At 50.4% G+C, this 23,785-nt stretch carries 23 protein-coding genes, 1 rRNA gene, 1 pseudogene and 1 riboswitch (1 of these 26 cut by a window edge); of the genes and pseudogenes, 14 read left to right on the top strand and 11 right to left on the bottom strand.

The features are described from left to right. Window positions 1–25 precede the first annotated feature (25 nt). The gene (hemH, locus tag HRQ87_RS01830; protein ID WP_174135359.1) at window positions 26–1,114 is read right to left on the bottom strand and encodes a ferrochelatase; all 1,089 of its coding nucleotides are present in this window, start codon (window positions 1,112–1,114) and stop codon (window positions 26–28) included. A 62-nt stretch (window positions 1,115–1,176) separates the two neighbouring features. After that, the gene (locus HRQ87_RS01825) at window positions 1,177–2,019 is read right to left on the bottom strand and encodes a methyltransferase domain-containing protein (protein WP_174134642.1); all 843 of its coding nucleotides are present in this window, start codon (window positions 2,017–2,019) and stop codon (window positions 1,177–1,179) included. Between the two features lie 29 nt (window positions 2,020–2,048). Here HRQ87_RS01825 and HRQ87_RS01820 point away from each other — a divergent pair, with 29 nt between their 5' ends. Genes HRQ87_RS01820 through HRQ87_RS01805 form a run of 4 tightly spaced genes read left to right on the top strand, consistent with a single transcriptional unit; the run spans window position 2,049 to window position 4,311 of the window. After that, window positions 2,049–2,762 (top strand): ComF family protein, encoded by a 714-nt coding sequence (locus HRQ87_RS01820; protein WP_174134639.1) that lies wholly within the window; start codon window positions 2,049–2,051, stop codon window positions 2,760–2,762. A gap of 29 nt (window positions 2,763–2,791) precedes the next feature. Continuing rightward, window positions 2,792–3,049: a glutaredoxin 3 gene (grxC, locus tag HRQ87_RS01815; protein ID WP_174134637.1), complete on the top strand. Its 258-nt coding sequence runs from the start codon at window positions 2,792–2,794 to the stop codon at window positions 3,047–3,049. A 3-nt stretch (window positions 3,050–3,052) separates the two neighbouring features. Next, entirely contained in the window at window positions 3,053–3,871 is an 819-nt protein-coding gene (locus tag HRQ87_RS01810) for a nitrilase-related carbon-nitrogen hydrolase (RefSeq protein ID WP_174134635.1), read from the top strand. Beyond that, on the top strand, window positions 3,868–4,311 hold the full coding sequence (locus HRQ87_RS01805) for a MarR family winged helix-turn-helix transcriptional regulator (protein ID WP_174134634.1): 444 nt from the start codon (window positions 3,868–3,870) through the stop codon (window positions 4,309–4,311). Before HRQ87_RS01810 ends, HRQ87_RS01805 begins: the two co-directional genes overlap by 4 nt. On the opposite strand, the gene ubiG is transcribed toward HRQ87_RS01805, so the two are convergent. Beyond that, the gene (gene ubiG / locus HRQ87_RS01800) at window positions 4,308–5,054 is read right to left on the bottom strand and encodes a bifunctional 2-polyprenyl-6-hydroxyphenol methylase/3-demethylubiquinol 3-O-methyltransferase UbiG (RefSeq protein WP_174134632.1); all 747 of its coding nucleotides are present in this window, start codon (window positions 5,052–5,054) and stop codon (window positions 4,308–4,310) included. The two genes, HRQ87_RS01805 and ubiG, sit on opposite strands and share 4 nt — an antisense overlap. 62 nt (window positions 5,055–5,116) lie before the next feature. Between ubiG and pip the strand changes: the two genes are divergently transcribed. Beyond that, window positions 5,117–6,097, top strand: a complete 981-nt coding sequence (pip, locus tag HRQ87_RS01795) for a prolyl aminopeptidase (RefSeq protein ID WP_174134630.1) — start codon at window positions 5,117–5,119, stop codon at window positions 6,095–6,097. A gap of 4 nt (window positions 6,098–6,101) precedes the next feature. Here the strand turns inward: pip and HRQ87_RS01790 are convergent, their stop codons facing one another. The 4 genes from HRQ87_RS01790 to HRQ87_RS01775 are packed head-to-tail and all read right to left on the bottom strand — an operon-like array spanning window position 6,102 to window position 10,939. Beyond that, window positions 6,102–8,207, bottom strand: coding sequence for a GumC family protein (locus tag HRQ87_RS01790; protein WP_174134629.1), 2,106 nt, complete (start codon window positions 8,205–8,207; stop codon window positions 6,102–6,104). Then, window positions 8,194–8,988 carry a metallophosphoesterase gene (locus HRQ87_RS01785; RefSeq protein WP_174134627.1) on the bottom strand — a complete coding sequence of 265 codons (795 nt, stop codon included), beginning with the start codon at window positions 8,986–8,988 and terminating at the stop codon, window positions 8,194–8,196. The genes HRQ87_RS01790 and HRQ87_RS01785 overlap by 14 nt, the downstream gene beginning before the upstream one ends. Further along, the gene (locus HRQ87_RS01780) at window positions 8,985–10,298 is read right to left on the bottom strand and encodes an O-antigen ligase family protein (protein ID WP_174134626.1); all 1,314 of its coding nucleotides are present in this window, start codon (window positions 10,296–10,298) and stop codon (window positions 8,985–8,987) included. Before HRQ87_RS01780 ends, HRQ87_RS01785 begins: the two co-directional genes overlap by 4 nt. Further along, window positions 10,295–10,939 (bottom strand): hypothetical protein, encoded by a 645-nt coding sequence (locus HRQ87_RS01775; protein ID WP_174134625.1) that lies wholly within the window; start codon window positions 10,937–10,939, stop codon window positions 10,295–10,297. Before HRQ87_RS01775 ends, HRQ87_RS01780 begins: the two co-directional genes overlap by 4 nt. Before the next feature lie 88 nt (window positions 10,940–11,027). Between HRQ87_RS01775 and HRQ87_RS01770 the strand changes: the two genes are divergently transcribed. Further along, a complete protein-coding gene (locus HRQ87_RS01770; protein ID WP_174134624.1) occupies window positions 11,028–11,438 on the top strand; it encodes a hypothetical protein in 411 nt (136 codons plus the stop codon). Window positions 11,439–11,442: 4 nt separating this feature from the next. Here HRQ87_RS01770 and HRQ87_RS01765 read toward each other — a convergent pair whose 3' ends face one another. Further along, the gene (locus HRQ87_RS01765) at window positions 11,443–12,273 is read right to left on the bottom strand and encodes a fumarylacetoacetate hydrolase family protein (RefSeq protein ID WP_174134623.1); all 831 of its coding nucleotides are present in this window, start codon (window positions 12,271–12,273) and stop codon (window positions 11,443–11,445) included. A gap of 126 nt (window positions 12,274–12,399) precedes the next feature. Next, window positions 12,400–12,485, top strand: a riboswitch (glycine riboswitch). Between the two features lie 127 nt (window positions 12,486–12,612). Between HRQ87_RS01765 and HRQ87_RS01760 the strand changes: the two genes are divergently transcribed. From HRQ87_RS01760 to HRQ87_RS01750, 3 genes and pseudogenes are all read left to right on the top strand, one after another. Next, window positions 12,613–13,866 (top strand): D-amino acid dehydrogenase, encoded by a 1,254-nt coding sequence (locus tag HRQ87_RS01760; protein ID WP_174134622.1) that lies wholly within the window; start codon window positions 12,613–12,615, stop codon window positions 13,864–13,866. 42 nt (window positions 13,867–13,908) lie between these two features. Then, window positions 13,909–14,802 (top strand): annotated as a pseudogene (locus HRQ87_RS01755) (SPFH domain-containing protein). Beyond that, window positions 14,799–15,083 (top strand): NfeD family protein, encoded by a 285-nt coding sequence (locus tag HRQ87_RS01750; RefSeq protein WP_174134621.1) that lies wholly within the window; start codon window positions 14,799–14,801, stop codon window positions 15,081–15,083. The pseudogene HRQ87_RS01755 and the gene HRQ87_RS01750 overlap by 4 nt, the downstream one beginning before the upstream one ends. Before the next feature lie 57 nt (window positions 15,084–15,140). On the opposite strand, the gene pyrF is transcribed toward HRQ87_RS01750, so the two are convergent. Next, complete coding sequence (gene pyrF / locus HRQ87_RS01745; RefSeq protein ID WP_174134620.1) at window positions 15,141–15,836, bottom strand: orotidine-5'-phosphate decarboxylase; 696 nt, start codon at window positions 15,834–15,836, stop codon at window positions 15,141–15,143. Window positions 15,837–15,990: 154 nt separating this feature from the next. Here pyrF and clpB point away from each other — a divergent pair, with 154 nt between their 5' ends. Next, window positions 15,991–18,606: an ATP-dependent chaperone ClpB gene (gene clpB / locus HRQ87_RS01740; RefSeq protein WP_174134619.1), complete on the top strand. Its 2,616-nt coding sequence runs from the start codon at window positions 15,991–15,993 to the stop codon at window positions 18,604–18,606. A gap of 39 nt (window positions 18,607–18,645) precedes the next feature. Here the strand turns inward: clpB and HRQ87_RS01735 are convergent, their stop codons facing one another. Together HRQ87_RS01735 and HRQ87_RS01730 are read right to left on the bottom strand one after the other, a co-directional pair. Next, the gene (locus tag HRQ87_RS01735) at window positions 18,646–19,143 is read right to left on the bottom strand and encodes a fasciclin domain-containing protein (RefSeq protein ID WP_174134618.1); all 498 of its coding nucleotides are present in this window, start codon (window positions 19,141–19,143) and stop codon (window positions 18,646–18,648) included. A gap of 81 nt (window positions 19,144–19,224) precedes the next feature. Next, window positions 19,225–19,701, bottom strand: coding sequence for a fasciclin domain-containing protein (locus tag HRQ87_RS01730; RefSeq protein ID WP_174134617.1), 477 nt, complete (start codon window positions 19,699–19,701; stop codon window positions 19,225–19,227). Between the two features lie 264 nt (window positions 19,702–19,965). Between HRQ87_RS01730 and HRQ87_RS01725 the strand changes: the two genes are divergently transcribed. From HRQ87_RS01725 to HRQ87_RS01710, 4 genes are all read left to right on the top strand, one after another. Then, a complete protein-coding gene (locus HRQ87_RS01725; protein ID WP_174135357.1) occupies window positions 19,966–21,459 on the top strand; it encodes an FMN-binding glutamate synthase family protein in 1,494 nt (497 codons plus the stop codon). A gap of 70 nt (window positions 21,460–21,529) precedes the next feature. Further along, window positions 21,530–22,429, top strand: coding sequence for a protein-methionine-sulfoxide reductase catalytic subunit MsrP (gene msrP / locus HRQ87_RS01720; RefSeq protein ID WP_174134616.1), 900 nt, complete (start codon window positions 21,530–21,532; stop codon window positions 22,427–22,429). Beyond that, on the top strand, window positions 22,429–23,028 hold the full coding sequence (gene msrQ, locus HRQ87_RS01715) for a protein-methionine-sulfoxide reductase heme-binding subunit MsrQ (protein WP_174134615.1): 600 nt from the start codon (window positions 22,429–22,431) through the stop codon (window positions 23,026–23,028). Before msrP ends, msrQ begins: the two co-directional genes overlap by 1 nt. A gap of 632 nt (window positions 23,029–23,660) precedes the next feature. Next, window positions 23,661–23,785, top strand: a 16S ribosomal RNA gene (locus tag HRQ87_RS01710) (it continues 1,340 nt past the right edge of the window).

Below are 23,785 nucleotides of genomic sequence, written 5' to 3'. Positions count from 1 at the left end.
ATCGTCAACCAGATTTTCAGCAGCCTTAAATCCAACCTTTAAGGTTGTCATCGATGATAGCAGTCAGCGCTTTCATGTGGGCGTCATCGTCGTTCAGGCAGGGGATATATGTGAATTCTTCTCCGCCTGCTTCCTCAAAACTCTCTTTTATTTCTTCGTTGATCTCTTCAAGTGTTTCGATGCAGTCAGCTGAAAACGCCGGGGCCATAACGGCAATTTTCTTTTTCCCATCTTCTGCCAAACGTGCGACTTCCTCAACAGTATAAGGTTTCAGCCATTCTTCGGGGCCAAAGCGCGACTGAAATGTGGTTGTGATTTGCGTATCGTCCCAGCCCAACCGTTCTTTCAAAAGCCGCGTCGTTTTCTGGCATTGGCAATGATAGGGATCGCCTTCCATCAGATATCGTTGTGGCACGCCGTGATATGAACACACCAGAATATCAGGTCGGTTTTCAATGTCTGCATAGGCTTTTTCGACGGATTGTGCCAAGGCTTCGATATACAACGGTTGTTCGTAATATGCTTGCACTGTTCGGGTGGCGGGTTGCCATTTTTCTTCCATCAGACAACGGAAAAACTGGTCATTTGCCGTGGCCGAGGTCGCGCCTGCATAATGAGGATAGAGTGGAAAGAACAAAATTTTCTGACATCCCGCTTCGATCATTGCCCGCACTTTGGATTTTGTTGACGGATTGCCATAGCGCATACAGAAATCGACCATGACGTGATCGCCATGTTGCTGCGTCATGATATCTTTAATCTTTGAAGTTTGTGCCTTGGTGATCGTCATCAAGGGGCTTTCGCCATCTTTTTCATTCCAGATCGATTTGTAAGCCTCGCCGCTGGAAAAAGGGCGTTTTGTCAAAATAATTAACTGCAAAAGCGGCTGCCAGATCCATGGGCTGTAATCAATCACGCGGCGGTCGGACAGAAATTCGTTCAGATATCGGCGCATTGACCAATAATCATAGTTGTCGGGCGTTCCCAGATTGGCCAGCAAAACACCGATTTTCGCAGGTGGGATTTTTGGATGATCGGCAGGGGCATGGACAGGGCATTTGGCCTGCTTCACCTCATCGCTGACAATCGTCGCGCTTGCTTTTGCATCCAGCATCATAATACCCGCATCCTAACAGAACAGTTCCCTAACGCCAGATAAATGCTTTTCACCGCAGGTCAATGCGATGATGGCTTTGACAGGTCGCCTGCCTTGGTTTCAACCGTGCTTAAAGCATCCGCAAGACGGGCTTTCGCTGATCCAGGCCGCAAAGGTTGCGGTTGACTGTCATGCGGAGCCCATCCGGTCAGGCAAATCAGTTCAAACGTTGCAGGAATGCGGCCGGTATCATCGGAATACTCTTGTTCATAAAGCATCGCCGCTTCGTTAAACATCTGACGGCGGCTTGCGGTTTTCTTGCGGGCGGCCAATGCGTTTCCTTCGCCCATCGCCCGCAGTTCACGCATCAGATCCCAGGCGGTTGCATAGCTTGTGTGCAGGGAAATGCTGTCTGCCACAGGCAACGCAAAGCCTGCGCGCTGAAGCAGGGCACCGATCGATCTGATCTCAGACATTGGGGCGATGCGGGGTGACAGGCCGCTGGAAACACCGATCTCGGCTGTGGCAAGAACACTGCGCAATTCGTTCAAGGTCTGTCCACCGGGGAATATCGCAATAAAAAGCCCATCTGGCGTCAAAGCGCGTTTGCACTGGATCAGTTGCCCCACTGGATCATTGCTCCAATGCAGGGACATGGCGTGAATGACCAGATCGTGGTCGCCCTGTTTCAGCGACAAAGTATCATCATCAGCAATAATTTTGGCGCCAGGAAAGCTGTCAGACCAAATATTTGAAAAAGGTGCGATGATTGCTGGGGTTTTAAAGGCCCTATTAACCTCATTCAGTCTTTCCTGAATTTCGAACGCAGCTTCCTCATGCAGGAAAAGCGCCTTGGGATTAAGGCGGTTTTTACGATTTCGGCGCAGGGCCGTGATGTCGGTCAGACGTGGGGGTTTGTCCATACCTGCTAACTTAGAAAGGTCATACCCAGATGCAAACCGCTTTAAGAATTATCTATCCGTCGCAATGCCTGACCTGTGACGAAATGACCGAGACTGATTTTGCATTATGCGGGCCGTGCTGGGGCGAAACACCGTTTTTAGGTGGTACAGTTTGCGATAAATGCGGGGTACCTTTGCCAGGCGATGCGGATCATGCCGTGCATTGCGATGACTGCATGACATTGGCGCGCCCATGGTCACAGGGACGCGCGGCAGTGGCCTACACCGGTAATGCACGCAAGATGGTTTTACAGCTGAAACATGCAGATCGAATTGATTTTGCCCGCCCTGCTGCGGGTTGGATGGCGCAGGTGGCAAAGCCATTGATCCTGCCGAACATGATTGTGGCACCTGTTCCCTTGCACTGGCGTCGCCTTCTGAAACGCCGCTATAACCAGTCTGCACTGCTGTCAAAAGAGCTTGCCGTGCAGCTATCGCTGGAAAACTGCCCCGATCTTTTGGTTCGCGGCAAGCGCACGAAACCGATGGAAGGTATGACGGTAACAGACCGCTTTAAGATGCTGGAAGATGCAATTCATGTGCACAGCAAACGGCTTAACCGCATTCAAGACCGACCAATTTTACTGATCGACGATGTGATGACGTCAGGTGCAACACTTGCCGCCACGACCGAGGCGTGTTTTGTAGCAGGCGCAAGTCACGTAAATGTCCTGGTACTGGCGCGCGTGATGAAACAGCCCTAAGTAAAGCAGGAACCGATAAGGATACTGCTATGAAAATTGTCGAGATTTATACATCCCCCTTGTGTGGCTTTTGCCATTCTGCCAAGCGTTTGTTGAATGAAAAGGGCATCAGTTTTTCCGAAATTGATGTGCTGGCCGATGCATCCCGTAAGCCTGAGATGATTCAGCGCGCCAATGGCCGCCGGACGGTGCCGCAGATTTTTGTGGGCGATACACATGTGGGCGGATGCGATGATCTTTATGCGCTGGAACGCAGCGGTAAGCTGGATGACTTATTGGCGGCTTAGACCGTGAAAACGGCTCTGATTCAGCTGAACTCTGGTGATGATCCTACTGTAAACATTGTCAGTACACAGGAATTTCTGCGCGAAGCATCTGGTAGCGGTGCGCAGTTTATTCTGACACCCGAAGTCACGAATTGTGTTTCGACCAGCCGGGATCATCAGAATAAGGTTCTGTGCCCAGAGAACGAAGATCAGACTTTGTTTGCCCTTCGTCAGCAAGCTGACACTCTGAATGTCTGGCTTTTGATCGGATCGCTTGCCATTAAAACAAATGATCCAGATGGGCGCTTTGCAAATAGGTCTTTTCTAATTTCGCCCAAGGGCGAAGTCGTGGCGCGATACGACAAAATCCATATGTTTGACGTGCAGATTTCCGAATCTGAGACATATCAGGAATCCAAGGGGTATCGACCGGGTTCAAAAGCTGTTTTGGCGCAAACGCCCTTTGCACGGATCGGAATGACGATTTGCTATGATCTACGTTTTCCACATCTTTACAGAACACTTGCGCAGGCAGGGGCCGATATTCTGACTGTTCCGTCCGCGTTTTCGTCGATCACAGGTCAGGCGCATTGGCACAGTTTGTTACGTGCGCGCGCCATTGAAACAGGGTGCTTTGTACTTGCGCCTGCGCAAACCGGACAACATCCGGGTCGCCGAACATTTGGACACAGCCTGGCCATATCGCCATGGGGTGACATTTTAGTGGATGCGGGAACAAAGGCCGGAATCAGCTTGGTTGATTTGCACATGGAAGACGTGGCAAAAGCACGTAAACGAATTGCTTCACTTAGCCATGACAGACCCTTTGAGGGGCCAGAATGACGGACTCAAACGATGCGCTGGCCGCGTCGCTTTTCAGTGAAATCCTGACCGCCGATCAGCTTGCGCGCAATCGGGTTTCAAAGGTGTTGCCCAAAGGGATGGAGCTTTCGCATTTTTCGGTGTTGAATCACCTGGCGCATACCGCTTCTGAACGAACACCGGCGCAGTTGGCCAGTTCGTTTCACGTGACGCGCGGCGCAATGACCAACACATTAAACAAACTTGAGATGTCCGGATTTGTCCACATTCGCCCTGATTGGGATGATGCGCGACGCAAACTGGTAACAATCAGCCCAACAGGTCGATCAGCCCGCGATGCTGCTTTGCAAGCCATCACACCCCTTATCGCAGAAGTCGTCCGCGATATCGGTGCAGATCGGGTGCGCGGCATAATTCCGGTATTGCGCGAACTTCGGATTAAGCTGGGCGAACGGGATTAAGCTGGTTTTACGCTGGCCGTGACATAATTCACGCTTGTATCGCGTTCTGATACTTTCCAGCTCCAGGTTATTGGATTGAAAACAAAGCCTTTTCTGTCCACTGGATCTAGGCCGGCTTTTTTCAAAAGCTCGAACAATTCATCCGGGGTGATGAATTTTTGCCATTCGTGTGTCCCTTTGGGCAGCCAGCGCATCACGTATTCAGCACCCACAATCGCAGCAGCAAAGCTTTTCGGATTGCGATTGATGGTTGAACAGATATGCAACCCGCCAGGCTTTAAAAGGCGCTGACAGGCTGTCAGATATGCCAGCGGGTCAGCGACATGCTCGACGACTTCCATGTTCAGCACGATGTCAAATTTTTCGCCATCTTCGACCAGGGCTTCTGCAGTAGTATGGCGATAATCAATCTCAAGCCCGGATTGTTCGGCATGCACCCGCGCCACAGGGATGTTGCGTTCTGCAGCGTCGGCCCCGACAACAGTTGCACCCAGCCTTGCCATCGGTTCAGACAGCAAGCCACCACCGCATCCGATATCCAAAAGGCGCAGACCCTCAAACGGTTTATCGGTATTCAGGTCGCGCCGAAAATCAGCGGCAATCTGCTTGGTGATGTAATCCAACCTGCATGGGTTCAGCATATGAAGTGGCTTAAACTTGCCGTTGGGGTCCCACCATTCGGCTGCCATCGCTTCAAACTTGTCGATTTCTGACGGATCCACAGTCGTTTCGGCGGCTTGCATTCTTACATCCTTTCGTTCAATTCCTAATGGCACAACACGTTCAAGACTTATATAGGTCATTTATGGACAAAAACGCTGATCATAAGCGCGCAACGCAATATCTTTATCCGCAAATTGATCCGTTTGATCAACGGATGCTTGATGTTGGGGCGGGCCACAAGCTTTATGTTGAACAATGTGGCAATCCCAAAGGCGTGCCTGTCATCGTTCTTCATGGTGGTCCTGGTGGTGGCTGCAGCCCGGCGATGCGGCGTTATTTCGACCCGGATGTGTATCGCATTATTTTGTTCGATCAGCGCGGCTGCGGCAGATCACGACCCCATGCAAGTGTCGAAAACAACACCACATGGGATTTGATCGATGATATCGAAAAGATTCGCACAGTTCTGAAGATTGAACGCTGGATGGTTTTTGGCGGCAGTTGGGGCGCAACGCTTTCGCTGCTTTATGCGCAAAGCCATCCCGATCACACGGCTTGTTTGATTCTGCGCGGCGTTTTCCTGATGACGCAGGCAGAACTTGATTGGTTTTATGGGGGCGGAGCAGGCCGTTTCTATCCTGATATTTGGTCGCGCTTTACAAATCTGATCCCCGAGGATGAGCATGATAACCTGATCGCAGCCTATAACAGGCGGCTTTTTTCAGGGGATATGATGCTGGAAACCCGCTTTGCCCGCGCCTGGGCGGCTTGGGAAAATGCGCTTGCATCTATCAACAGTGACGGCATGGTCGGAGAAAGCCCTGCAGATTATGCCCGCGCTTTTGCACGTCTGGAAAATCACTATTTTATCAATAACGGCTTTTTGGATACTGATGGTCAGATCCTTGAAAGTATAGACCGCATCAAGAATATCCCCGGATATATCGTGCAGGGTCGTTATGATATGATTTGCCCGCCCAAATCTGCGTGGGAATTGGCCAAGCGCTGGCCCAATGCGGACCTGCGTATGATTGCACGGGCCGGGCATGCCTTGTCAGAGCCGGGCATTAGTGCGGAATTGGTACGTATAATGGATCATCTGCGAACCAATACTGATGTGTGACGTATCAGGCGTCGACGTAATATCCCTGAAGCCGCCGGCGATCTTTTGATGTTTGTTCCAGATTAAGCACGTTGATTATGGGTACGTCCTTTTTAACAAGCTGCTTCAGCTCTGCCATAGCTGTACGAACATCGGCTTGCGGTGTCTGTCCAAACCGCACCGACATCACAGCAATATCAGCATGATGTGCGATATAGCGGGTGTCGACCACGGACAGCAGTGGCGCGGTGTCCAGAATAATGACGTCGACGACATTGCGTGCGTCACGGATCAATTTGTCAAAGACGTTTGATGCCAGCAGTTGATCAGTGGGAATATCACTGCCGCCGGCACCCATGATCACAGCTGCATCACTGCGCGGGTCGCGGTCATAAAAACTTGGCTGTTCGGCACCGCTTGGCATCGGGTTTTGCAGATAATCCAGAAACCCGCTGTCTGGCGACATATTCAGCTGAGTGTGCAGACTGGGCTTTCGAAGATCGCAATCAATCAACAAAACATCTTTGCCCGACATGGCATACGTGCGTGCCAATGCCAGTGCGGTCGTTGATTTACCTTCGGATGGAATGGCCGACGCAACAAGTACAACTTTTCCCCGTGTTTCAGTTTTGCCTGTGGTTATATCGATTTCAGATCTTAGCCTGCGCACGGCTTCAGAATAGGCAGACAGTGGTACGTCTATGATTTGATCCGCAGCCAACCCGGATCCACCAATTGCAGGGATGCTTGTCACACGTGATGCTTGAGTAATATTGCGCAACTGTGCAGCAGACGTGATCCCGCCGATATAATATTCATTCAGAAAAGCCAGCCCTATGCCCAACCCGATCGCGACTGCAAAGGCAAGCACAAGGATCTTTGTTTTTTGCGGACTACCGGCTGATCTGGGTGGCAAAGCTTCAGATACGATTCTACTGTCGGCGATCTGTGCTGTGGCTTGTGCTTCCAGGTCCCGCAATCGGGATAAAAGCGCCTGATATTGATTGCGCGCGATGGCGGCTTCTTGTTGTAGCGAAAAGACCCGGGTTACCATTTGCGATGACATCTGCCCTTGCAGCACGGACTGGCGAATTTGGTCCGTGTACTTGTCCGCGTCCCTATCAAATTGCGCGATTTCGTCCCGAAGTCCGTTCAGACTTTCTGCCACATTTTTATCAAGCGTTTCTTCGATCTTGCGGATTTCAGCGCGCAAATTGACGTTTTCGGCTGTATTGGTCGTGATTTGTGACAATCTGCGCTGTAATTCAGCGCGCTCGGCTGCCAATGATTGCAATGCTGTATTTCCAAGGGTTTCTGAAAAGCTATCCCAATTGCCCGTTTCACGTGCAATTTGCACCCTGTCCGCCCTTGCTTTTGCCTGAAGACGATTCTTGTTGGCTTGATCCAATTGTATCTGAAGCTCGCGCAACGCCTGCGCGCTGCTTTCGGCTGTAAATTGATCCAGGTTTTCGACAATAAATGCGTCCAACGCATCCTCTGTCTGGGTTAGATTTTCACTGGCTCGATCTGTTTGTTCCTTAAGAATATCACGCGCCCGGAAAGAACTGGCAATTTTGGCCTGCAATTGCCGGTCGATATAGGTTTCAGCCACGGCATTTGCTAAACTTGCGGCCCGATCCGGGTTTTCTGCGTCAACTGAAACCGCGATCAGATATGTCAGGCCGCGACGTTTGACTGTTATTGCGTTTCTGAATTTGGACAGGGTATCTTGAACCAAAGCGATCCCGGTCTGCCCATTGCTTGGCGCTACACCAACGGACTGTTTCAGTTTGTCGGTCAAAGATAAGCGAGGCCCGAATTCAGGATCTGCTATAAGACCTATTTTTTCAATTGTTGCTAATGCCGTTGCAGCTGAACGCAGAATCTCGACTTCGCTTTCGACGCGCGCGTTTTCTGTGGACCCCGCGACTGACGCCTGTTGCCTGGGGTCAAGTACGTTGCGCTGAACTGGATCTATCAGAACCAAAGCCGTCGCGCGGTATTTTGGCGTGACCGAAAACAAATAGACCAATGTCAGGGTCAAGCATAAGAAAACCGTCAATAAAATCAGCCGAAATTGGCGTTTTGCAATGCCTATGACGTCTTTTAATGTAAGATCAGTGTCCTGCATGTGGATCACCTATTATTTTGCCTTGCGAGTGGCGTGCGGTTTCAATGAAAAGTGGCTTTGCATCCGGCATCAGCCTGACAGCACTTAAAACATTCGTGGCATAGGCGCGTGTATCCAGTGCAATGCGGTCTTTGTAATTCCGCGCCCTTTCAACGGCTGTATGCCCATGGACGATGATGGTATCAGGGTGGGCTTTCACACCGTGTGTACCCCATATCAATGCATCTTCTGGCTGATTTTTCAGATTGTATTCGGGGTCTGCCCCTGCGTGTGACAGAAAATATGGTCCGACCTGCAGGCAGATTGGCAAATTTTGCAGGAATTCAACGTGGAACTGAGGAATATACTCATCAATCACATCCTTGCTGATATCGGCCTTGGATATAATCCCGTATGAGCGAAGCGTTTTCCATCCGCCTGCCGTCAGCCATGGCGATGTGGGCGATGGGTTTACCAAAAACTCAAGCATCATATGTTCATGATTGCCCATCAAGCACAGTCTTTGCAGATCCGGCCCTGGGGGATCAATCAGATGATCCAGCAAATTGGCTGAATCTAAGCCGCGATCAACCATATCACCCAACACAACTATAAGGGCGGGACCCATAATGCGTTTTGCATCGTTCACAATCCAGTTTTCAACGGCACGGTACAGATCAAAGCGCCCGTGTATATCCCCAATCACATATGTGGCGGCAGGCATTTCGGACAAAGCCAATCGCTTGCGTGCAGATTGCGAAGGCTTGGGTTGACGCCAAGGAAGATGCGCAGGGGCAATCATTGATCAACACCTTTACGATCCGAACTGGCAAGCCCGATGCCGATTAATGTAAGGAAAACAAACATGTTTGCAGGGATCTCAAGCCCAAAATCGACTGTAGAGTGAACAGCACACAAGCTTAGCGAAGCAATGGCTGGCGCTGTGATCTGATTTTTTTTGATCAACCGACAGACGACCATAAGCCCAAGCGCAATTGGCAGGCTTCCAATGATCAAACCGTATTCCAACCAATTGGTCAAATAACTGGAATGACCATACTCCCATACCAAATTCATGGTCATCGGGGGTGCCTGGAACTGTTCAAATGCCAATTGAAAGCTGTTTAATCCAAATCCGATGTACGGACGCTGGATAATCATATCGATCATCTGAAGATACAGTGTGCTGCGGTCTATTTGGTCTAACTTTAGGAATACCAACCGCTGAAACACATCGCCGCCCCAAAAAAGCAACATGACAACAAGCCCAGCAAGAAAAATGCCGATGGTGATCAGGACAGATTGCAGCGTTTTATGTCTTTGCAGGCAAAATATGCACACCAGACAGCCCACACACGTCGATAAAATGCCCATGCGTGACTGCGTTGCGATGATGCACATGGCAATGACACCAAGACAGACACATAAACAAAGCTTTTCAAGCCCCTTGGCGCTTAGAACATCGCTTTTTGTACTGCGCGCAATAACAAGCGGTATCCCGGCGATAAGGCCCATACCCAGAAACATTGCAAACGTATTTCGATTGATGAACACACCCGTTGCTGCCCCGGCATAGGCCGTTTTTTCACCCCAGATCGCAAAATCATTTAGAACAGCAAGCGCAAATATTGCCCAGATTGCATGCGCGCTGGTTGCCAAAAATATCGCCCAAAGCAAAGCTTCGGCATTTTGCTTTTTGGTGGCAAGTTCCAGAACCAGCAAGAAAAATAAAAGATACCCTGTCAGACGCATTGCCCCCGACAATGCGGCATCGGGCGTCAAACTAAGACCTGCCAAGGCTTGAAATATCGCAGTGGTTGGCAAAAGCGCACCAATGAAAAACAAGATCTTATGCGTTTTTAAAGCAGAGAATATATTAGAATTTGCAGGGCTTCGCATCACATAATAGATGAAAGCAAGCGATAGAACCGTAATCCAAAATAACCAAAATACAGGGCGATTGCTGGCGATTATCAGCGGGGCGCCGATAACGACAAATCCGCAAACCCATGTCAGATGCTGCTTTAATGCGCGCTGACGATTTCGTTCATCCAGATTTTGCGCAGCTTTGCAGCGCGGAGTATGAACTTCGAACGCAAACAGATCGCTCATGACGCAACCCTGCGCAGTGCGGATAAGAAGCGATGCTGTAATTTTGGGTTTTGATATTCAATCATACCAAACACAATGGGCTTTGCTGTTGGATGAAGGTACAGACGGTCAGACAGAAATTCAGCGCCGCGGTCTGATTGCAAAAGGCGGGTAATGTCGCGACTGAAGGCGTCTTCTATAAACTCTGTGTGCGTGGCTGTGATTTTGATCAAAATATCGATGCGCCGCTCAACCAGCCAAAGCGGTCCGGGCGCAAATTTTTCTGACAACGCAACCGACGCCAGTGATTTTTCATAATCTTCCAGATTAAAATATGCTTGGGCAGCAATTAAATGTGCAAACGAAAATGCAGGCGTTTTTTCAAGAATGCGACTCGCATAAGACTTGCAGCTTTCTGAAATCTGCACAATTTGCACCGTTGGTTGCATCTTGGAATAGGGGCTGGACATAACCTTTTCGCATGTATGCAGCACTGTAAGTTGACCGTTCATTGACAGCGGAATTGGTTGATCTTGATATAAAAAACCTGTCGTGAAGACACGCAATTCACGGCCCATCTGGACCAATGCGATGACAAAAAGCATCACAGCCAGAAATACGAAAACAGCGCGTTTCAGCGACTCGGACAAATCGTTAAACATTTAACCGTTTGGCCATTGAAGCGTTAATAAACGATAAACCAAGTTCTGATTTAAAAGTGCAAGGCGGTAAATCTGAAAGGTGCGGCACGTGAATCAGGGTTTTGGCTATTTGATCGCGGCCGTGCTGGCTTTGCTTGCCAATCAAGCTGTTGCACAAAGTCTGGGTTTTGATGCAAACGCTGTACAAGCGGTCTGCGGGCAAAGTGGATCGGCATGCCAGAAAGTAACACTAGACGCATTGGATCGCATCGCGCGCGCGGATTTGACGGACGCGGCCTTGAACACGCAGCTGGGCGCATTGGCGGCAGCCGTTGCTGCGGGCGCTGAAACAACGCCACAAGATCAGCGCATTCAGATTTCCCAGTCACTTATGTCGATTGCTGATCTGTCCACAGACAAACGCCAAGCACAGTCAATCAATGATCTTGCAGGGCAGATTGCACAAGGTAAAGGTCGCCCGCTAGAGGCGTTGGAGCCCGTGGGCAGCAGCCCTGCTTAATCTATTAGCTGTCCGCGTCAATCACGGATCGTTGTGTGCCAAGGCCATCGATATTAAGCTCTAGCCGATCGCCAGGCTTTAAAAACTGCGGCGGTCTAATACCGGCGGCAACACCGGCAGGTGTGCCAGTTGCAATGATATCGCCCGGTTCAAGCCGCATCATTTGGCTAAGATAGCTGACAATATGCGCGACCTTGAAAATCATGTCCGCAGTTGATCCGTTTTGCATGATCTGATCGTTGACTTTGGTTGTCAGTTTCAAATCTTGTGGGTCAGCGATTTCATCCGCGGTGACAAGCCATGGTCCGACAGGCGCAAAGGTGTCGCAGCTTTTGCCCTTGGTCCATTGACCGCCACGTTCAGCCTGAAAGTGCCGTTCTGACACATCGTTGATCAATGTATAGCCAAATACATGATCCAATGCATTTTCTTCGCTGACATATTTGGTATCTTTGCCGATCACGACGCCCAATTCGACTTCCCAATCGGATTTTTGTGATCCACGCGGAATGCGGATTGGATCATATGGGCCATTCAGGGCCGAGGTCGCTTTCATGAAAACAATCGGCTCTGACGGGACATCTTTGCCGGTTTCGGCTGCATGATCGTGATAGTTCAATCCGATGCAGATAATTTTGTTGATGCCACGAAAGGGAACACCATAGCGCGGGGTGCCGTTTATTACGGGAAAATCAGCAGGATTGATAGCAGAAATATCATCAAAGACGTCTGGTGTTATATCAGAAAACAGCTTTGATAAATCGCGAATTTGACCTGCTTCATCCATCACGCCGGGCTTTTCCTGACCCATTTCACCGTATCGTACCAGTCGCATCTTTTTCCCCTTATTTGTGGACAGTCATAAGACCGTCACACGCATGTTACTATCGCAAAAATCATCTTGATCTTGTATGAATTTTATTTGTTTTGATCCAAATATCATGCAATGCACCCAACAGGAACAGCCCCGCCGGGAGAGCGCGGTCGCCGTCGCCGAAGGAGCAACCGCCCCGGTAAACTCTCAGGCACAAGGACCGGTTGGGTTGCAACACTCCGAAGAGCCGCCGCAAGGCGCACCGAAGGAGCAAGCTTTGCGCATATCGCGCCAAGTGAATCTCTCAGGTTACATACGGAGGGGGCGTGGGCAAAATGGATATGCCCATAGGAGTGTACAATGTCACATATCGCCGTGATTGGCGCCGGAATAACCGGTGTCACGACAGCTTTTCAATTGCATAAACGGGGCATGGATGTGACGGTCTTTGATCGCCACAGATACCCCGCCATGGAAACCAGTTTTGCAAACGGTGGCCAGCTCAGTGCCAGCAACGCCGAAGTCTGGAACACTTGGACGACGGTTTTCAAAGGTATCAAATGGATGCTTCAGTCTGACGCCCCGCTGTTGGTTAATCCAAAACCCAGTTGGCACAAGTTCAGTTGGATGGCGGAATTTTTGATGAATATTCCAAAATACCGTAAAAATACCATTGAGACGGCCAGAATGGCTGTGATGGCGCGCAAAGTTCTTTTGGACATGGCAGAACATGCCGATGTTGACTTTGATTTTTCGCCAGCCGGGATCATGCATTTTTATAAGAATGAAAAAGACCTGGCCCATGGACGTAAGGTAACAGATCTCTTGGCACAGGGCGGGGTTGAACGCCGGGAACTGACCGCAAACGAAGTGCGCGAGATTGAACCAACCTTAAAAGGGGATATCACAGGCGGTTTCTGGACCGAAGCGGATGCAACGGGCGATATTCACAAATACACGGTCGGACTAGCCACTTGGCTTGAAAAGCAGGGCGTTACATTTGCATTTGGTGAAGATGTGTCAGATGTGCTGGTTGAACAAAATAAGGCCAAAGTGATGCGCAACAGTGGATCACAGATTTTCGACGCAGTTGTTGTATCTGCAGGTGTGGCCAGCCGCGATATTGCGAAATCCTTAGGGGATCGTGTGAATATTTATCCTGTGAAGGGGTATTCGATTACTGTAAATATGCCTGATCAGATAAGCCAGGATGCTGCGCCAAATGTGTCGTTGTTAGATGATAATTCCAAAGTTGTAACGGCTAGACTGGGGCCAGACCGGCTTAGAATTGCGGGTACAGCCGAATTCAACGGTGCAAATCGCGATATACGTGCAGACAGGATCGCACCGCTTGCCAGGTGGTGTGAAACGCATTTTCCGGCAGTTTCAACTGAAAACGCAGTCCCTTGGGCTGGATTACGCCCGATGATGCCAAATATGATGCCGCATGTCGGTCGCGGAAAGAATGAACGTGTATTTTACAACACCGGCCATGGACATCTTGGATGGACGCTTAGTTCGCTGACGGCTGACATTATTGCCGAGTGTGTCCAGGGTGCAATGAAGGACAAGACAAGTGTGTCAACAGGCGGCTTTCACTTCAAATCCGTGTGATCGATACCATATATAGGGTGTGTAATCAGGAGTATGCACCCTATGAGTTTTGAAGAAGTCGTATTAAACTTTCTTGGCAACAACATTGTTTTGTTGCTTTTTGCTGTCTTTGTCATCGTCTGTATTTTTCTGGGCGTACGGATCGTTCCGCAGTCGGAAAAATACGTTGTCGAACGGTTTGGCAGGCTGCGTTCCGTTCTTGGACCAGGCATTAATTTTATCATTCCTTTCCTTGATCGTGTTGCGCACAAGATTTCCATACTTGAACGCCAATTGCCCACGATGAGCCAAGACGCCATTACTGCCGACAACGTGCTGGTTCAGGTCGACACAAGTGTCTTTTATCGTATTATTGAACCTGAAAAGACCGTGTACCGTATTCGTGATATTGATGGCGCGATTGCAACAACTGTCGCCGGTATCGTTCGTGCTGAAATCGGCCAGATGGAACTGGATGAAGTTCAGTCAAACCGCTCAAGCCTAATCTCGTCTATTCAAGTCGCCATTGAAAATGCGGTGGATGACTGGGGTGTTGAGGTTACGCGCGCTGAACTTTTGGACGTGAACCTTGATCAGGCAACGCGGGATGCGATGTTGCAGCAGCTGAATGCCGAACGTGCGTGACAGGCACAAGTGACCGAAGCCGAGGGTAAAAAACGTTCGGTCGAGTTGAATGCAGATGCGGAACTTTATGCAGCCGAACAATCTGCGAAAGCCCGCCGTGTTCAGGCCGATGCCGAAGCTTATGCGACGCAGGTCGTTGCTGTGGCCATTCAGGAAAATGGACTTGAGGCCGCGCAATATCAAGTCGCCTTGAAACAGGTTGAGGCATTGAATGCGCTGGGTAATGGTACTGGCAAGTCGACCATCGTTCTGCCTGCCAATGCGATCGAAGCTTTTGGTGATGCCTTTAAAATGCTAAGAGGTAAAGTATGAGCGAATACTTCTTCCAATGGTGGGTTTGGGCCGCAGGGGCCCTGATCCTTGGTATTCTTGAGGTGATTGCGCCCGCATTTGTTTTGCTGGGCTTTGCAATCGGGGCTGCTGTCGTTGCGATCTTGCTGGTCATCGGTGGACCTGCCTTAGTGGGCGGCACAGTGCCTTGGATGCTGGTGATCTTTGCGCTGGCGTCATTGGCGGCTTGGATCGGCCTAAAGAAAACCTTTAAGTTGAAGCATGGTCAGGTCAAAATCTGGGATACAGATATTAACGACTAAGCACGTGTTTTTGCTTTGCCCCGGATACAGTCCGGGGCTTTTTCATTTTATAATGCGTTAGATATTTGCGATTTCGTCCAATATCATCGTTGCAGCTGATCTTGGGTTTGGTGCCTGCCAAATCGGGCGTCCGACAACAATATGATCGGCGCCGTCCCTGATCGCTTGTGTAGGCGTTGCGACCCGCTTTTGATCTCCAAGACCTGCACCTGCCGGACGAACACCAGGTGTTACGATCAACTTGCCTGCTGCTTCCGGCAAAGCGCTGATCAAGGCAGCTTCTTGCGGGGATGCGATGACGCCATCTGCACCAGCCGTGAATGCATTGACTGCGCGTTCGATAACCAGATCTTGGACATTGCCCGCTTTCAGACAACTTGCATCCAGATCGGCCCGATCTAGCGAGGTCAAAATCGTTACAGCAAGAATTTTAAGATCTTTGGACCCTTTGCCTTCTTGTGCTGCGCGAACGACATGGGGATCACCGTGCACTGTCAGAAAATCTAGATCGAATTGCGCAAGCCCGCGCACTGCGGCCTCGACAGTGGCGCCGATGTCAAACAGCTTCATATCCAGAAAAATACGTTTCCCATAATCTTGTTTCAGCTCATTGGCCAAAGCCAATCCGCCACCGGTCAACATGCCCAGTCCGATCTTGTAAAAAGAAACAGCATTCCCGATTTGTTCAGCCATCTGTAATCCGCGAAGCGCGTCAGGCACATCAAGGGCGACGATCAATCTGTCATCAGGCATCTGTTATCCTTCTTGGAAAAATCTTGCGCGAACCTTTGCTTGAATATCTTGAATTTGGCAATTGTGATCTCCATCTTTTGGATAAGGCCCAAAACCGATGTGCCGCTTGGCGGGCATCAAATCACATGGGCGCTTAACGAAAAGGAGAGACACGATGAACTTAGAGAAGTTCACCGAACGGTCCCGTGGGTTTATTCAGGCTGCGCAGACCATTGCAATGCGGGAAAGCCATCAGCGGCTTGGGCCTGAACATTTGCTAAAAGCATTGATGGATGATGATCAGGGGCTGGCCAGCAATCTGATCAAAAGCGCAGGTGGCGCGCCGGACCGCGTGCTTGAGGCGGTTGATGCCGCACTGTCCAAACAACCGCAGGTCAGCGGTGATGCGGGACAGGTGTATCTGGATAATACCACCGCTAAAGTTCTGGATGAGGCCGAGAAGATCGCCAAAAAAGCGGGCGACAGCTTTGTCCCGGTTGAACGTATTTTGATGGCACTTAGCATGGTGAAATCCAAAGCGAAGGATGCTTTAGATGCGGGTGCCGTGAACGCGCAGGCACTGAATGCTGCGATCAATGATATCCGCAAAGGGCGCACGGCTGATACCGCCAGCGCCGAAGAAGGCTATGACGCGCTGAAGAAATACGCGCGCGATCTGACAGAGGCCGCCGAGGAGGGCAAGATTGACCCAATCATTGGTCGCGACGAAGAAATTCGCCGCACAATGCAGGTTCTTAGTCGCCGGACCAAGAACAACCCGGTTCTGATCGGCGAACCCGGCGTGGGTAAAACTGCGATTGCTGAAGGTTTGGCTTTGCGGATTGTGAATGGCGATGTGCCAGAATCATTGCGTAACAAGAAATTGATGTCGCTTGATATGGGGTCATTGATCGCGGGCGCGAAGTATCGTGGTGAGTTTGAAGAACGGCTGAAGGCGATTTTGTCTGAAGTTACCTCTGCCGCGGGCGAAATTGTTTTGTTCATCGACGAAATGCACACCTTGGTTGGTGCAGGCAAAGCGGATGGGGCGATGGATGCATCGAACCTTCTGAAGCCTGCTTTGGCGCGGGGGGAATTACACTGTATTGGTGCGACGACGCTGGACGAATACCGCAAACATGTTGAAAAAGACGCAGCTTTGGCGCGGCGGTTTCAGCCTGTGATGGTCATGGAACCGACAGTGGAAGATACGGTATCGATCTTGCGGGGCATCAAGGAAAAGTATGAGCTGCACCACGGCGTGCGGATCAGTGACAGTGCCTTGGTGGCAGCGGCGACGCTAAGTCATCGCTATATCACAGACCGTTTTCTGCCAGATAAGGCTATCGACCTGGTGGACGAAGCTGCCAGCCGTTTGCGGATGGAAGTCGATAGTAAACCCGAAGAACTGGATGCGCTGGATCGTGAGATCTTGCAAAAACAGATCGAGGCAGAGGCATTGCGGCTAGAGGATGATACAGCCAGCAAAGATCGTCTGGAAACGTTGGAAAAAGAACTGTCTGATCTGCAGCAAAGATCAGCAGAGATGACAGCGCAATGGCAGTCAGAACGTGATAAACTGGAAGGCGCGCGTGATCTGAAAGAGCAGTTGGATCGTGCACGGGCCGAGCTGGACATCGCCAAGCGTGAAGGCAACCTGGCCAAGGCGGGTGAGCTGTCTTACGGCGTGATTCCGAACCTTGAGAAAAAACTGTCTGAAGCTGAGGCATCAGACAGCGAAATCATGGTTGAAGAGGCCGTGCGCCCCGAGCAGATCGCCAGCGTGGTTGAGCGTTGGACGGGTATCCCCACCAGCAAGATGCTGGAGGGCGAGCGTGAAAAGCTGCTGCGGATGGAAGAGGAAATCGGCAAGCGGGTGATCGGCCAGAAACAGGCGGTGACGGCTGTGGCCAATGCAGTGCGCCGCGCGCGCGCAGGTCTGAACGACGAAAACCGTCCATTGGGTAGCTTTCTGTTTCTTGGGCCAACGGGTGTTGGCAAGACCGAGTTAACCAAGGCCGTCGCCGAATATCTGTTTGATGACGACAATGCGATGGTTCGGATTGATATGTCCGAGTTCATGGAAAAACACGCCGTCGCCCGTCTGATCGGGGCGCCCCCTGGCTATGTCGGTTACGACGAAGGTGGTGTGCTGACCGAGGCCGTGAGGCGCAGGCCCTATCAGGTTGTCCTGTTTGATGAAGTCGAAAAGGCGCATCCGGATGTTTTCAATGTGTTGTTGCAGGTTTTGGATGATGGCCAACTGACCGATGGTCAGGGGCGCACTGTGGATTTTAAGCAGACACTAATTATCCTGACCTCAAACCTTGGGGCGCAGGCGCTTAGCCAATTGCCCGATGGATCTGACAGTTCAGATGCCAAACGTGATGTGATGGATGCTGTGCGGGCACATTTCCGACCAGAGTTCTTGAACCGTCTGGATGAGACAATCATATTTGATCGTCTGGCACGGGGCGACATGGCTGGCATTGTTGATATTCAGCTGGCTCGGTTACTCAAGCGTCTGGCAGATCGTAAAATTGATCTGCAGTTGGATGATGGCGCGCGGAAATGGCTGGCGGACGAAGGTTATGATCCTGTGTTTGGTGCGCGTCCGTTGAAACGTGTAATTCAACGCGCGTTGCAGGATCAATTGGCCGAAATGCTGCTGTCTGGTGATATCGTTGATGGTGATACAATTACTGTATCGGCAGGTTCAGATGGTTTGATTGTTGGTGATCGTGTGTCAAACTCAAACCGGCAACCGCCGGAAGATGCGGTTCTGCACTAAGAAAAAGCCCCCACTTTTCGCAAGTGGGGGCTGATTTTTTTATCGTGGCAACAAGACTTTGTCGATCACGTGGATCACGCCATTGTCTGCCATAATATCTGCAGAAACAACGTTTGCATCATTCACACGAACACCGCGACGACCATCAACACGAACGGATTGTCCGTTGGCTGTTAGAACGCCAGTACGTTTCCCGACAAGGTCATTTGATGTCGCAACACCTGGTACAACGTGATAGGTGAGAATGGCTGTCAGCTGATCTTTGTTTTCTGGCTTTAGAAGGTTTTCAACAGTACCAGCTGGCAGTGCATCAAACGCAGCATTCGTCGGCGCGAAAACAGTAAAAGGACCATCGCTTTTCAGGGTGTCGACCAAATCAGCGGCTGAAACAGCAGCGACCAGCGTTGAAAAATCGCTATTTGCAGATGCAACATCAACGATGTCGTTTGATTTTTCCATCTTCGGGCTTGCACAGGCAGCAACCATTGCAAGTACACCGACGGCAGCCAGTGATTTCAGTGTTGTACGTCTTTTCATGAGTATTTCCCTCATCCCTTGGTTAATAAAAAAACAGGCGCAGTAAAGATTAATGCGCCTGCTGTTGGTTTTGTTCCCAGATTATTGTGGCAAGATCACTGCGTCGATGACATGGATCACACCGTTCGAGGCTTCGATATCCGCAGTTACGACATTGGCCTGTTCAACGGTCACGCCGCCTTCCGTCATGATTGTCACGTCTGTACCTTGTACAGTTGTGGCTTCCATATTGTTTGATAGGTCTGTCGACATCACTTTGCCTGGTACAACGTGATATGTCAGGATTGCCGCCAATTGCTCTTGGTTTTCTGGTTTCAGCAGCTCTTCTACTGTGCCTGCTGGCAATGCTGCGAACGCATCATCTGTTGGGGCGAAGATTGTGAAAGGACCATCGCCTTTCAGGGTTTCGACCAAGCCGGCGGCTTCAGCGGCTGCAAGTAGTGTTGAAAAACTACCGGCGTCGGTTGCTGTATCAACGATATCTTTTTCACCCATCGCAAAAACAGATGTTGCCATGACAGCAGCGGCCGTCAGGCCAAGGAAAGTATTGCGAAGCATTTCGTATCTCCCACTAAGTTAATGTCTTCACTGACATCGAAACATATACGGCACGGTTTTCAGATTAGATCTGCGGGGAAAGTCGCCGATCATGTTTGACGAATTTAAAACCGCGACTAAGCCGGGCTGATTTGGCGTTTCAAATGACAAATTTGTCAGTGTATTTTATCTGGAGTGATTGATCCGAATGATCACAAGGGCTTGCCGTTGCCGTTTTTGCAGATCAAGACTGACGCGATCAGGAAAGGTCTGAATATGGTTTTCATGGATGTCGCGGGTTATGCTTTGCAATTTCTTGCATTGGGGTTTGTGTTTGTTATCGGTGTGGGTGTTGCCGTGGCGATTGTGCTGTTTGTAATTGACAGATTTCAGACCCATGACGCGATCCGTCGAAACTATCCGGTGATCGGGCGGTTCAGGCACCTGTTTTCCACATTGGGCGAATTCTTCAGACAGTATTTCTTTGCGATGGACCGCGAAGAATTGCCCTTTAACCGCGCGCAGCGTGAATGGGTAAAACGTGCAGGCGATGGTATGGGCAATACTGTCGCTTTCGGATCAACCCGCAATCTAAGCGTTGTGGGCACGCCGATTTTTGTAAATGCTGCGTTTCCACCGTTAGATAATCAGTTTGCCAGCACCGAACCTATGGTGATCGGTTCGGGCGCGCGCGTCCCCTATACGGCGCATTCTATCTTTAATATCTCGGGCATGAGTTATGGCGCGATTTCCAAACCAGCTGTATTGGCGCTTAGCCGTGGAGCCAAAGACGCAGGGATCTGGATGAACACAGGCGAAGGGGCGTTGTCACCTTATCATTTGGAAGGTGGGGCTGATATTGTATTTCAGATTGGCACGGCAAAATACGGTGTGCGAACGGATGATGGTCGCATGTGTGATGATCAGCTGCGCAAGGTTGCGGCCCACAATCAGGTAAAGATGTTCGAAATCAAGCTGGCCCAGGGCGCAAAGCCCGGCAAGGGGGGCATATTGCCTGGCGCCAAGATCAACGCCGAGATCGCTGAAATTCGCGGAATCCCAAAGGCGCAGGACAGTATTTCGCCCAACCGCCATCATGAGGTCGATAATTTCAGTGATCTTCTGGATTTCATCGCGCACGTGCGCGATATAACTGGCAAACCCGTCGGCATTAAGACAGTTGTCGGATCGCCCGAACCCTTTCAGGAACTGTTCGAACTTATAAATGAACGTGGGGTCGACAGTGCGCCCGACTTTATTACAATTGATGGCGGCGAAGGGGGGACCGGTGCTGCACCCATGCCCTTGATCGATTTGGTTGGTATGCCAATCCGTGAAGCATTGCCGCTGATCGCAAATCTGCGCGACGAAGCGGGGCTGAAAGATCGCATTCGCCTGATTGCCAGCGGCAAGCTGGTCAATCCCGGTGATATCGCATGGGCCATGGCAGCGGGCGCCGATTTTGTAACATCTGCCCGTGGTTTCATGTTTGCGCTGGGCTGTATTCAGGCATTGAAATGCAACAAGAACACGTGCCCAACGGGGATCACGACCCATGACCCAAGACTTCAAAAGGGTCTGGTTGTTGAAGATAAGTACATAAAGGTCACGCGTTATGCGGCCTCAATCGTCAAGGAATTAGAGACGATCGCCCATTCTGTTGGCGTATCCGAGCCACGCCAGATGCGCCGCCGCCATGTTCGTTTGGTCCAGCCAGATGGGACGTCGGTGCCGATGAACCAGATTTACCCAAGTTACAATCCCAGCACGCCTTCGTGAAAAGGCTTTGTTTTGCCTGACAATGACCTTGATTTAAGTAGAGTAAGCAAAATCGATAAGGGATATACGCATGGCCAACCGCTGGAAAAACGATCTGACTTTGGATGATGTCACGCCAAGGCAGGCATTTTTAAACCGTCGTCAGATTATGGCCGGTATGGCCGGTGTGACTGTTGGTGCGATCGCAGGCCCTGCCTTTGCACAAGAACTTGAACCAAACAGCTATGAAGACATCACCAGCTATAACAACTATTATGAATTTGGCACCGACAAAGGCGACCCCGCGCGCTATGCCAGTGCGCTGACAACAAAACCCTGGAGCATCAAGATCGATGGTCTGGTTGATCGGCCCGGGGATTATTCCTTTGATCAGATCATGGAGGGGATGACGGTTGAACAACGCATCTATCGGTTCCGCTGTGTGGAAGCGTGGTCAATGGTGGTGCCATGGGATGGGTTTGAGCTGAAAGATCTGCTGGATCGTGCCGGCGTGCAAAGTGATGCGAAATATGTTGCCTTTGAAACTGCCTATCGCCCCGATGAAATGCGCGGCGTGGCTTATCCGGTTTTGGACTGGCCTTATCGTGAAGGATTGCGTCTGGACGAAGCGATGCATCCGCTCACGATGATGGCAACAGGTATCTATGGCAAAACGATCCCTAATCAGAATGGCGCGCCGATCCGTTTGGTTGTGCCGTGGAAGTATGGGTTCAAATCGATCAAGTCGATTGTGCGGATCACTCTGACCGACACGCAGCCCAAGACCAGTTGGAATATGGCGAACGCGCGTGAATATGGTTTCTATAGTAATGTGAACCCCGAGGTGGATCACCCAAGGTGGACACAGGCGACCGAACGCAAGATCGGTGGCGGGTTGTTTGCAAAGCGTCAGCCGACGTTGATGTTTAATGGGTATGAAAAAGAGGTTGCTGATCTTTATCGCGATATGGATCTGTCAAAATTTATCTAATGATTGATGTGTTGAATAAAGGGGTCCGTCGCATTCATGCGTGGCCCTTGTATATAGTAGGCGTTATTCCTGCGGTTTGGTTGATTTATAGCGGAGCCACAGGTGGTCTGGGGGCGGAACCCATCAAGGCGTTGGAACATCGTTTGGGTCTGATCGGTTTGCAGCTGCTGATTGCCGGGCTTGCGATTACCCCATTGCGAAAGTGGGCTGGCTTGAACCTGATCAAATTTCGCCGCGCCATCGGGCTGCTGACTTTCTTTTATATCTTGCTGCACCTTTTGGTCTGGCTTGTGTTGGATGTGCAGATACTAAGTCAGATCTGGGCTGACATAATTAAACGTCCTTATATCACGATTGGCATGATTGGCTTCATCCTGATGATCCCGCTTGCGGTGACATCGAATAACTACTCGATCCGTAAGCTGGGTGCAAAATGGCGCAGGCTTCATCAACTGACGTATGTAGCGGCTGTGCTGGGGGCGATTCACTTTGTGATGTTGTCCAAAGGTTTCCAGCTGGAGCCTTTTGCCTATCTGATCGCGATTTTGACGCTTTTGGCGACTCGAATCCGATGGAATCGCAAAAGAGTCGTCGCATAATTCGGTGAATCACCCACTGAGTCTTAAAGATTCCACTTAAATTGAGCCCTGTTCTGGGGATAGAGCTGTGGAAAACTCAATATATGGTATGTAAGGCCATTAGCGCTAACTAATGAAATTGCGTCGTGACCCTGGGTCGACGAATAATTGTTTCCATAACCATATGAAAATAAAGAAAAAACGAGATTTTTGAAGAAAGATGTCATTTTTTTCAAAAAAGCACTTGCGGACACCCGCTACTCTCCGTAAATACCCCTTCACCGGCGGCGCTGATGGTGCTAGTCGGGAACGCCAAGCGGGCCGCACGGTTCGGGAGGCAAACAAAAAACAGAGATAGATGAGGCGGGGCGCGCCAAATAAGTTAGGGCGCATCCAGTCACTTTTGTCTCTACGCTCTTTGAAATTGATAGACACTGAAGAGATATGTGGGCGGTTTGGTTCATTCGATGGATCAACCTCTTCATATCGACTTACTAGGGTTTCGGCCCGATAATGTAAGGTCAGCTTCACTGTTTGAACGGCTTTCGGTTTCTTATGAAACCTGAAGCACATCAAACAGATGACTGTCCCGTTTGAACAACGGGACGATGTGCAGAGGTTCGAACGTCAAGGATAAGCTAGCAATAGCTTTTCAACTTGAGAGTTTGATCCTGGCTCAGAACGAACGCTGGCGGCACGCCTAACACATGCAAGTCGAGCGCTCACTTCGGTGGGAGCGGCGGACGGGTTAGTAACGCGTGGGAACATACCCTTCACT

Source organism: Parasulfitobacter algicola (assembly GCF_013315265.1).
Taxonomy (GTDB): Bacteria; Pseudomonadota; Alphaproteobacteria; order Rhodobacterales; family Rhodobacteraceae; genus Parasulfitobacter; species Parasulfitobacter algicola.
Note: the sequence above shows the minus strand (reverse complement) of the source record. Positions and strands in the feature narration are given on the sequence as shown.

Coding starts and splice junctions, on each gene's coding strand:
- pyrF (WP_174134620.1), bottom strand. CDS start 15,836: ATGCCTGATGACAGATTGATCGTCGCCCTTGATGTGCCTGACGCGCTT.
- HRQ87_RS01805 (WP_174134634.1), top strand. CDS start 3,868: ATGACGGACTCAAACGATGCGCTGGCCGCGTCGCTTTTCAGTGAAATC.
- HRQ87_RS01780 (WP_174134626.1), bottom strand. CDS start 10,298: ATGAGCGATCTGTTTGCGTTCGAAGTTCATACTCCGCGCTGCAAAGCT.
- clpB (WP_174134619.1), top strand. CDS start 15,991: ATGAACTTAGAGAAGTTCACCGAACGGTCCCGTGGGTTTATTCAGGCT.
- HRQ87_RS01775 (WP_174134625.1), bottom strand. CDS start 10,939: ATGTTTAACGATTTGTCCGAGTCGCTGAAACGCGCTGTTTTCGTATTT.
- HRQ87_RS01820 (WP_174134639.1), top strand. CDS start 2,049: ATGCAAACCGCTTTAAGAATTATCTATCCGTCGCAATGCCTGACCTGT.
- HRQ87_RS01735 (WP_174134618.1), bottom strand. CDS start 19,143: ATGAAAAGACGTACAACACTGAAATCACTGGCTGCCGTCGGTGTACTT.
- pip (WP_174134630.1), top strand. CDS start 5,117: ATGGACAAAAACGCTGATCATAAGCGCGCAACGCAATATCTTTATCCG.
- HRQ87_RS01790 (WP_174134629.1), bottom strand. CDS start 8,207: ATGCAGGACACTGATCTTACATTAAAAGACGTCATAGGCATTGCAAAA.
- HRQ87_RS01785 (WP_174134627.1), bottom strand. CDS start 8,988: ATGATTGCCCCTGCGCATCTTCCTTGGCGTCAACCCAAGCCTTCGCAA.
- HRQ87_RS01750 (WP_174134621.1), top strand. CDS start 14,799: ATGAGCGAATACTTCTTCCAATGGTGGGTTTGGGCCGCAGGGGCCCTG.
- HRQ87_RS01725 (WP_174135357.1), top strand. CDS start 19,966: ATGGATGTCGCGGGTTATGCTTTGCAATTTCTTGCATTGGGGTTTGTG.
- ubiG (WP_174134632.1), bottom strand. CDS start 5,054: ATGCAAGCCGCCGAAACGACTGTGGATCCGTCAGAAATCGACAAGTTT.
- HRQ87_RS01730 (WP_174134617.1), bottom strand. CDS start 19,701: ATGCTTCGCAATACTTTCCTTGGCCTGACGGCCGCTGCTGTCATGGCA.
- msrQ (WP_174134615.1), top strand. CDS start 22,429: ATGATTGATGTGTTGAATAAAGGGGTCCGTCGCATTCATGCGTGGCCC.
- msrP (WP_174134616.1), top strand. CDS start 21,530: ATGGCCAACCGCTGGAAAAACGATCTGACTTTGGATGATGTCACGCCA.
- grxC (WP_174134637.1), top strand. CDS start 2,792: ATGAAAATTGTCGAGATTTATACATCCCCCTTGTGTGGCTTTTGCCAT.
- HRQ87_RS01765 (WP_174134623.1), bottom strand. CDS start 12,273: ATGCGACTGGTACGATACGGTGAAATGGGTCAGGAAAAGCCCGGCGTG.
- HRQ87_RS01825 (WP_174134642.1), bottom strand. CDS start 2,019: ATGGACAAACCCCCACGTCTGACCGACATCACGGCCCTGCGCCGAAAT.
- hemH (WP_174135359.1), bottom strand. CDS start 1,114: ATGCTGGATGCAAAAGCAAGCGCGACGATTGTCAGCGATGAGGTGAAG.
- HRQ87_RS01760 (WP_174134622.1), top strand. CDS start 12,613: ATGTCACATATCGCCGTGATTGGCGCCGGAATAACCGGTGTCACGACA.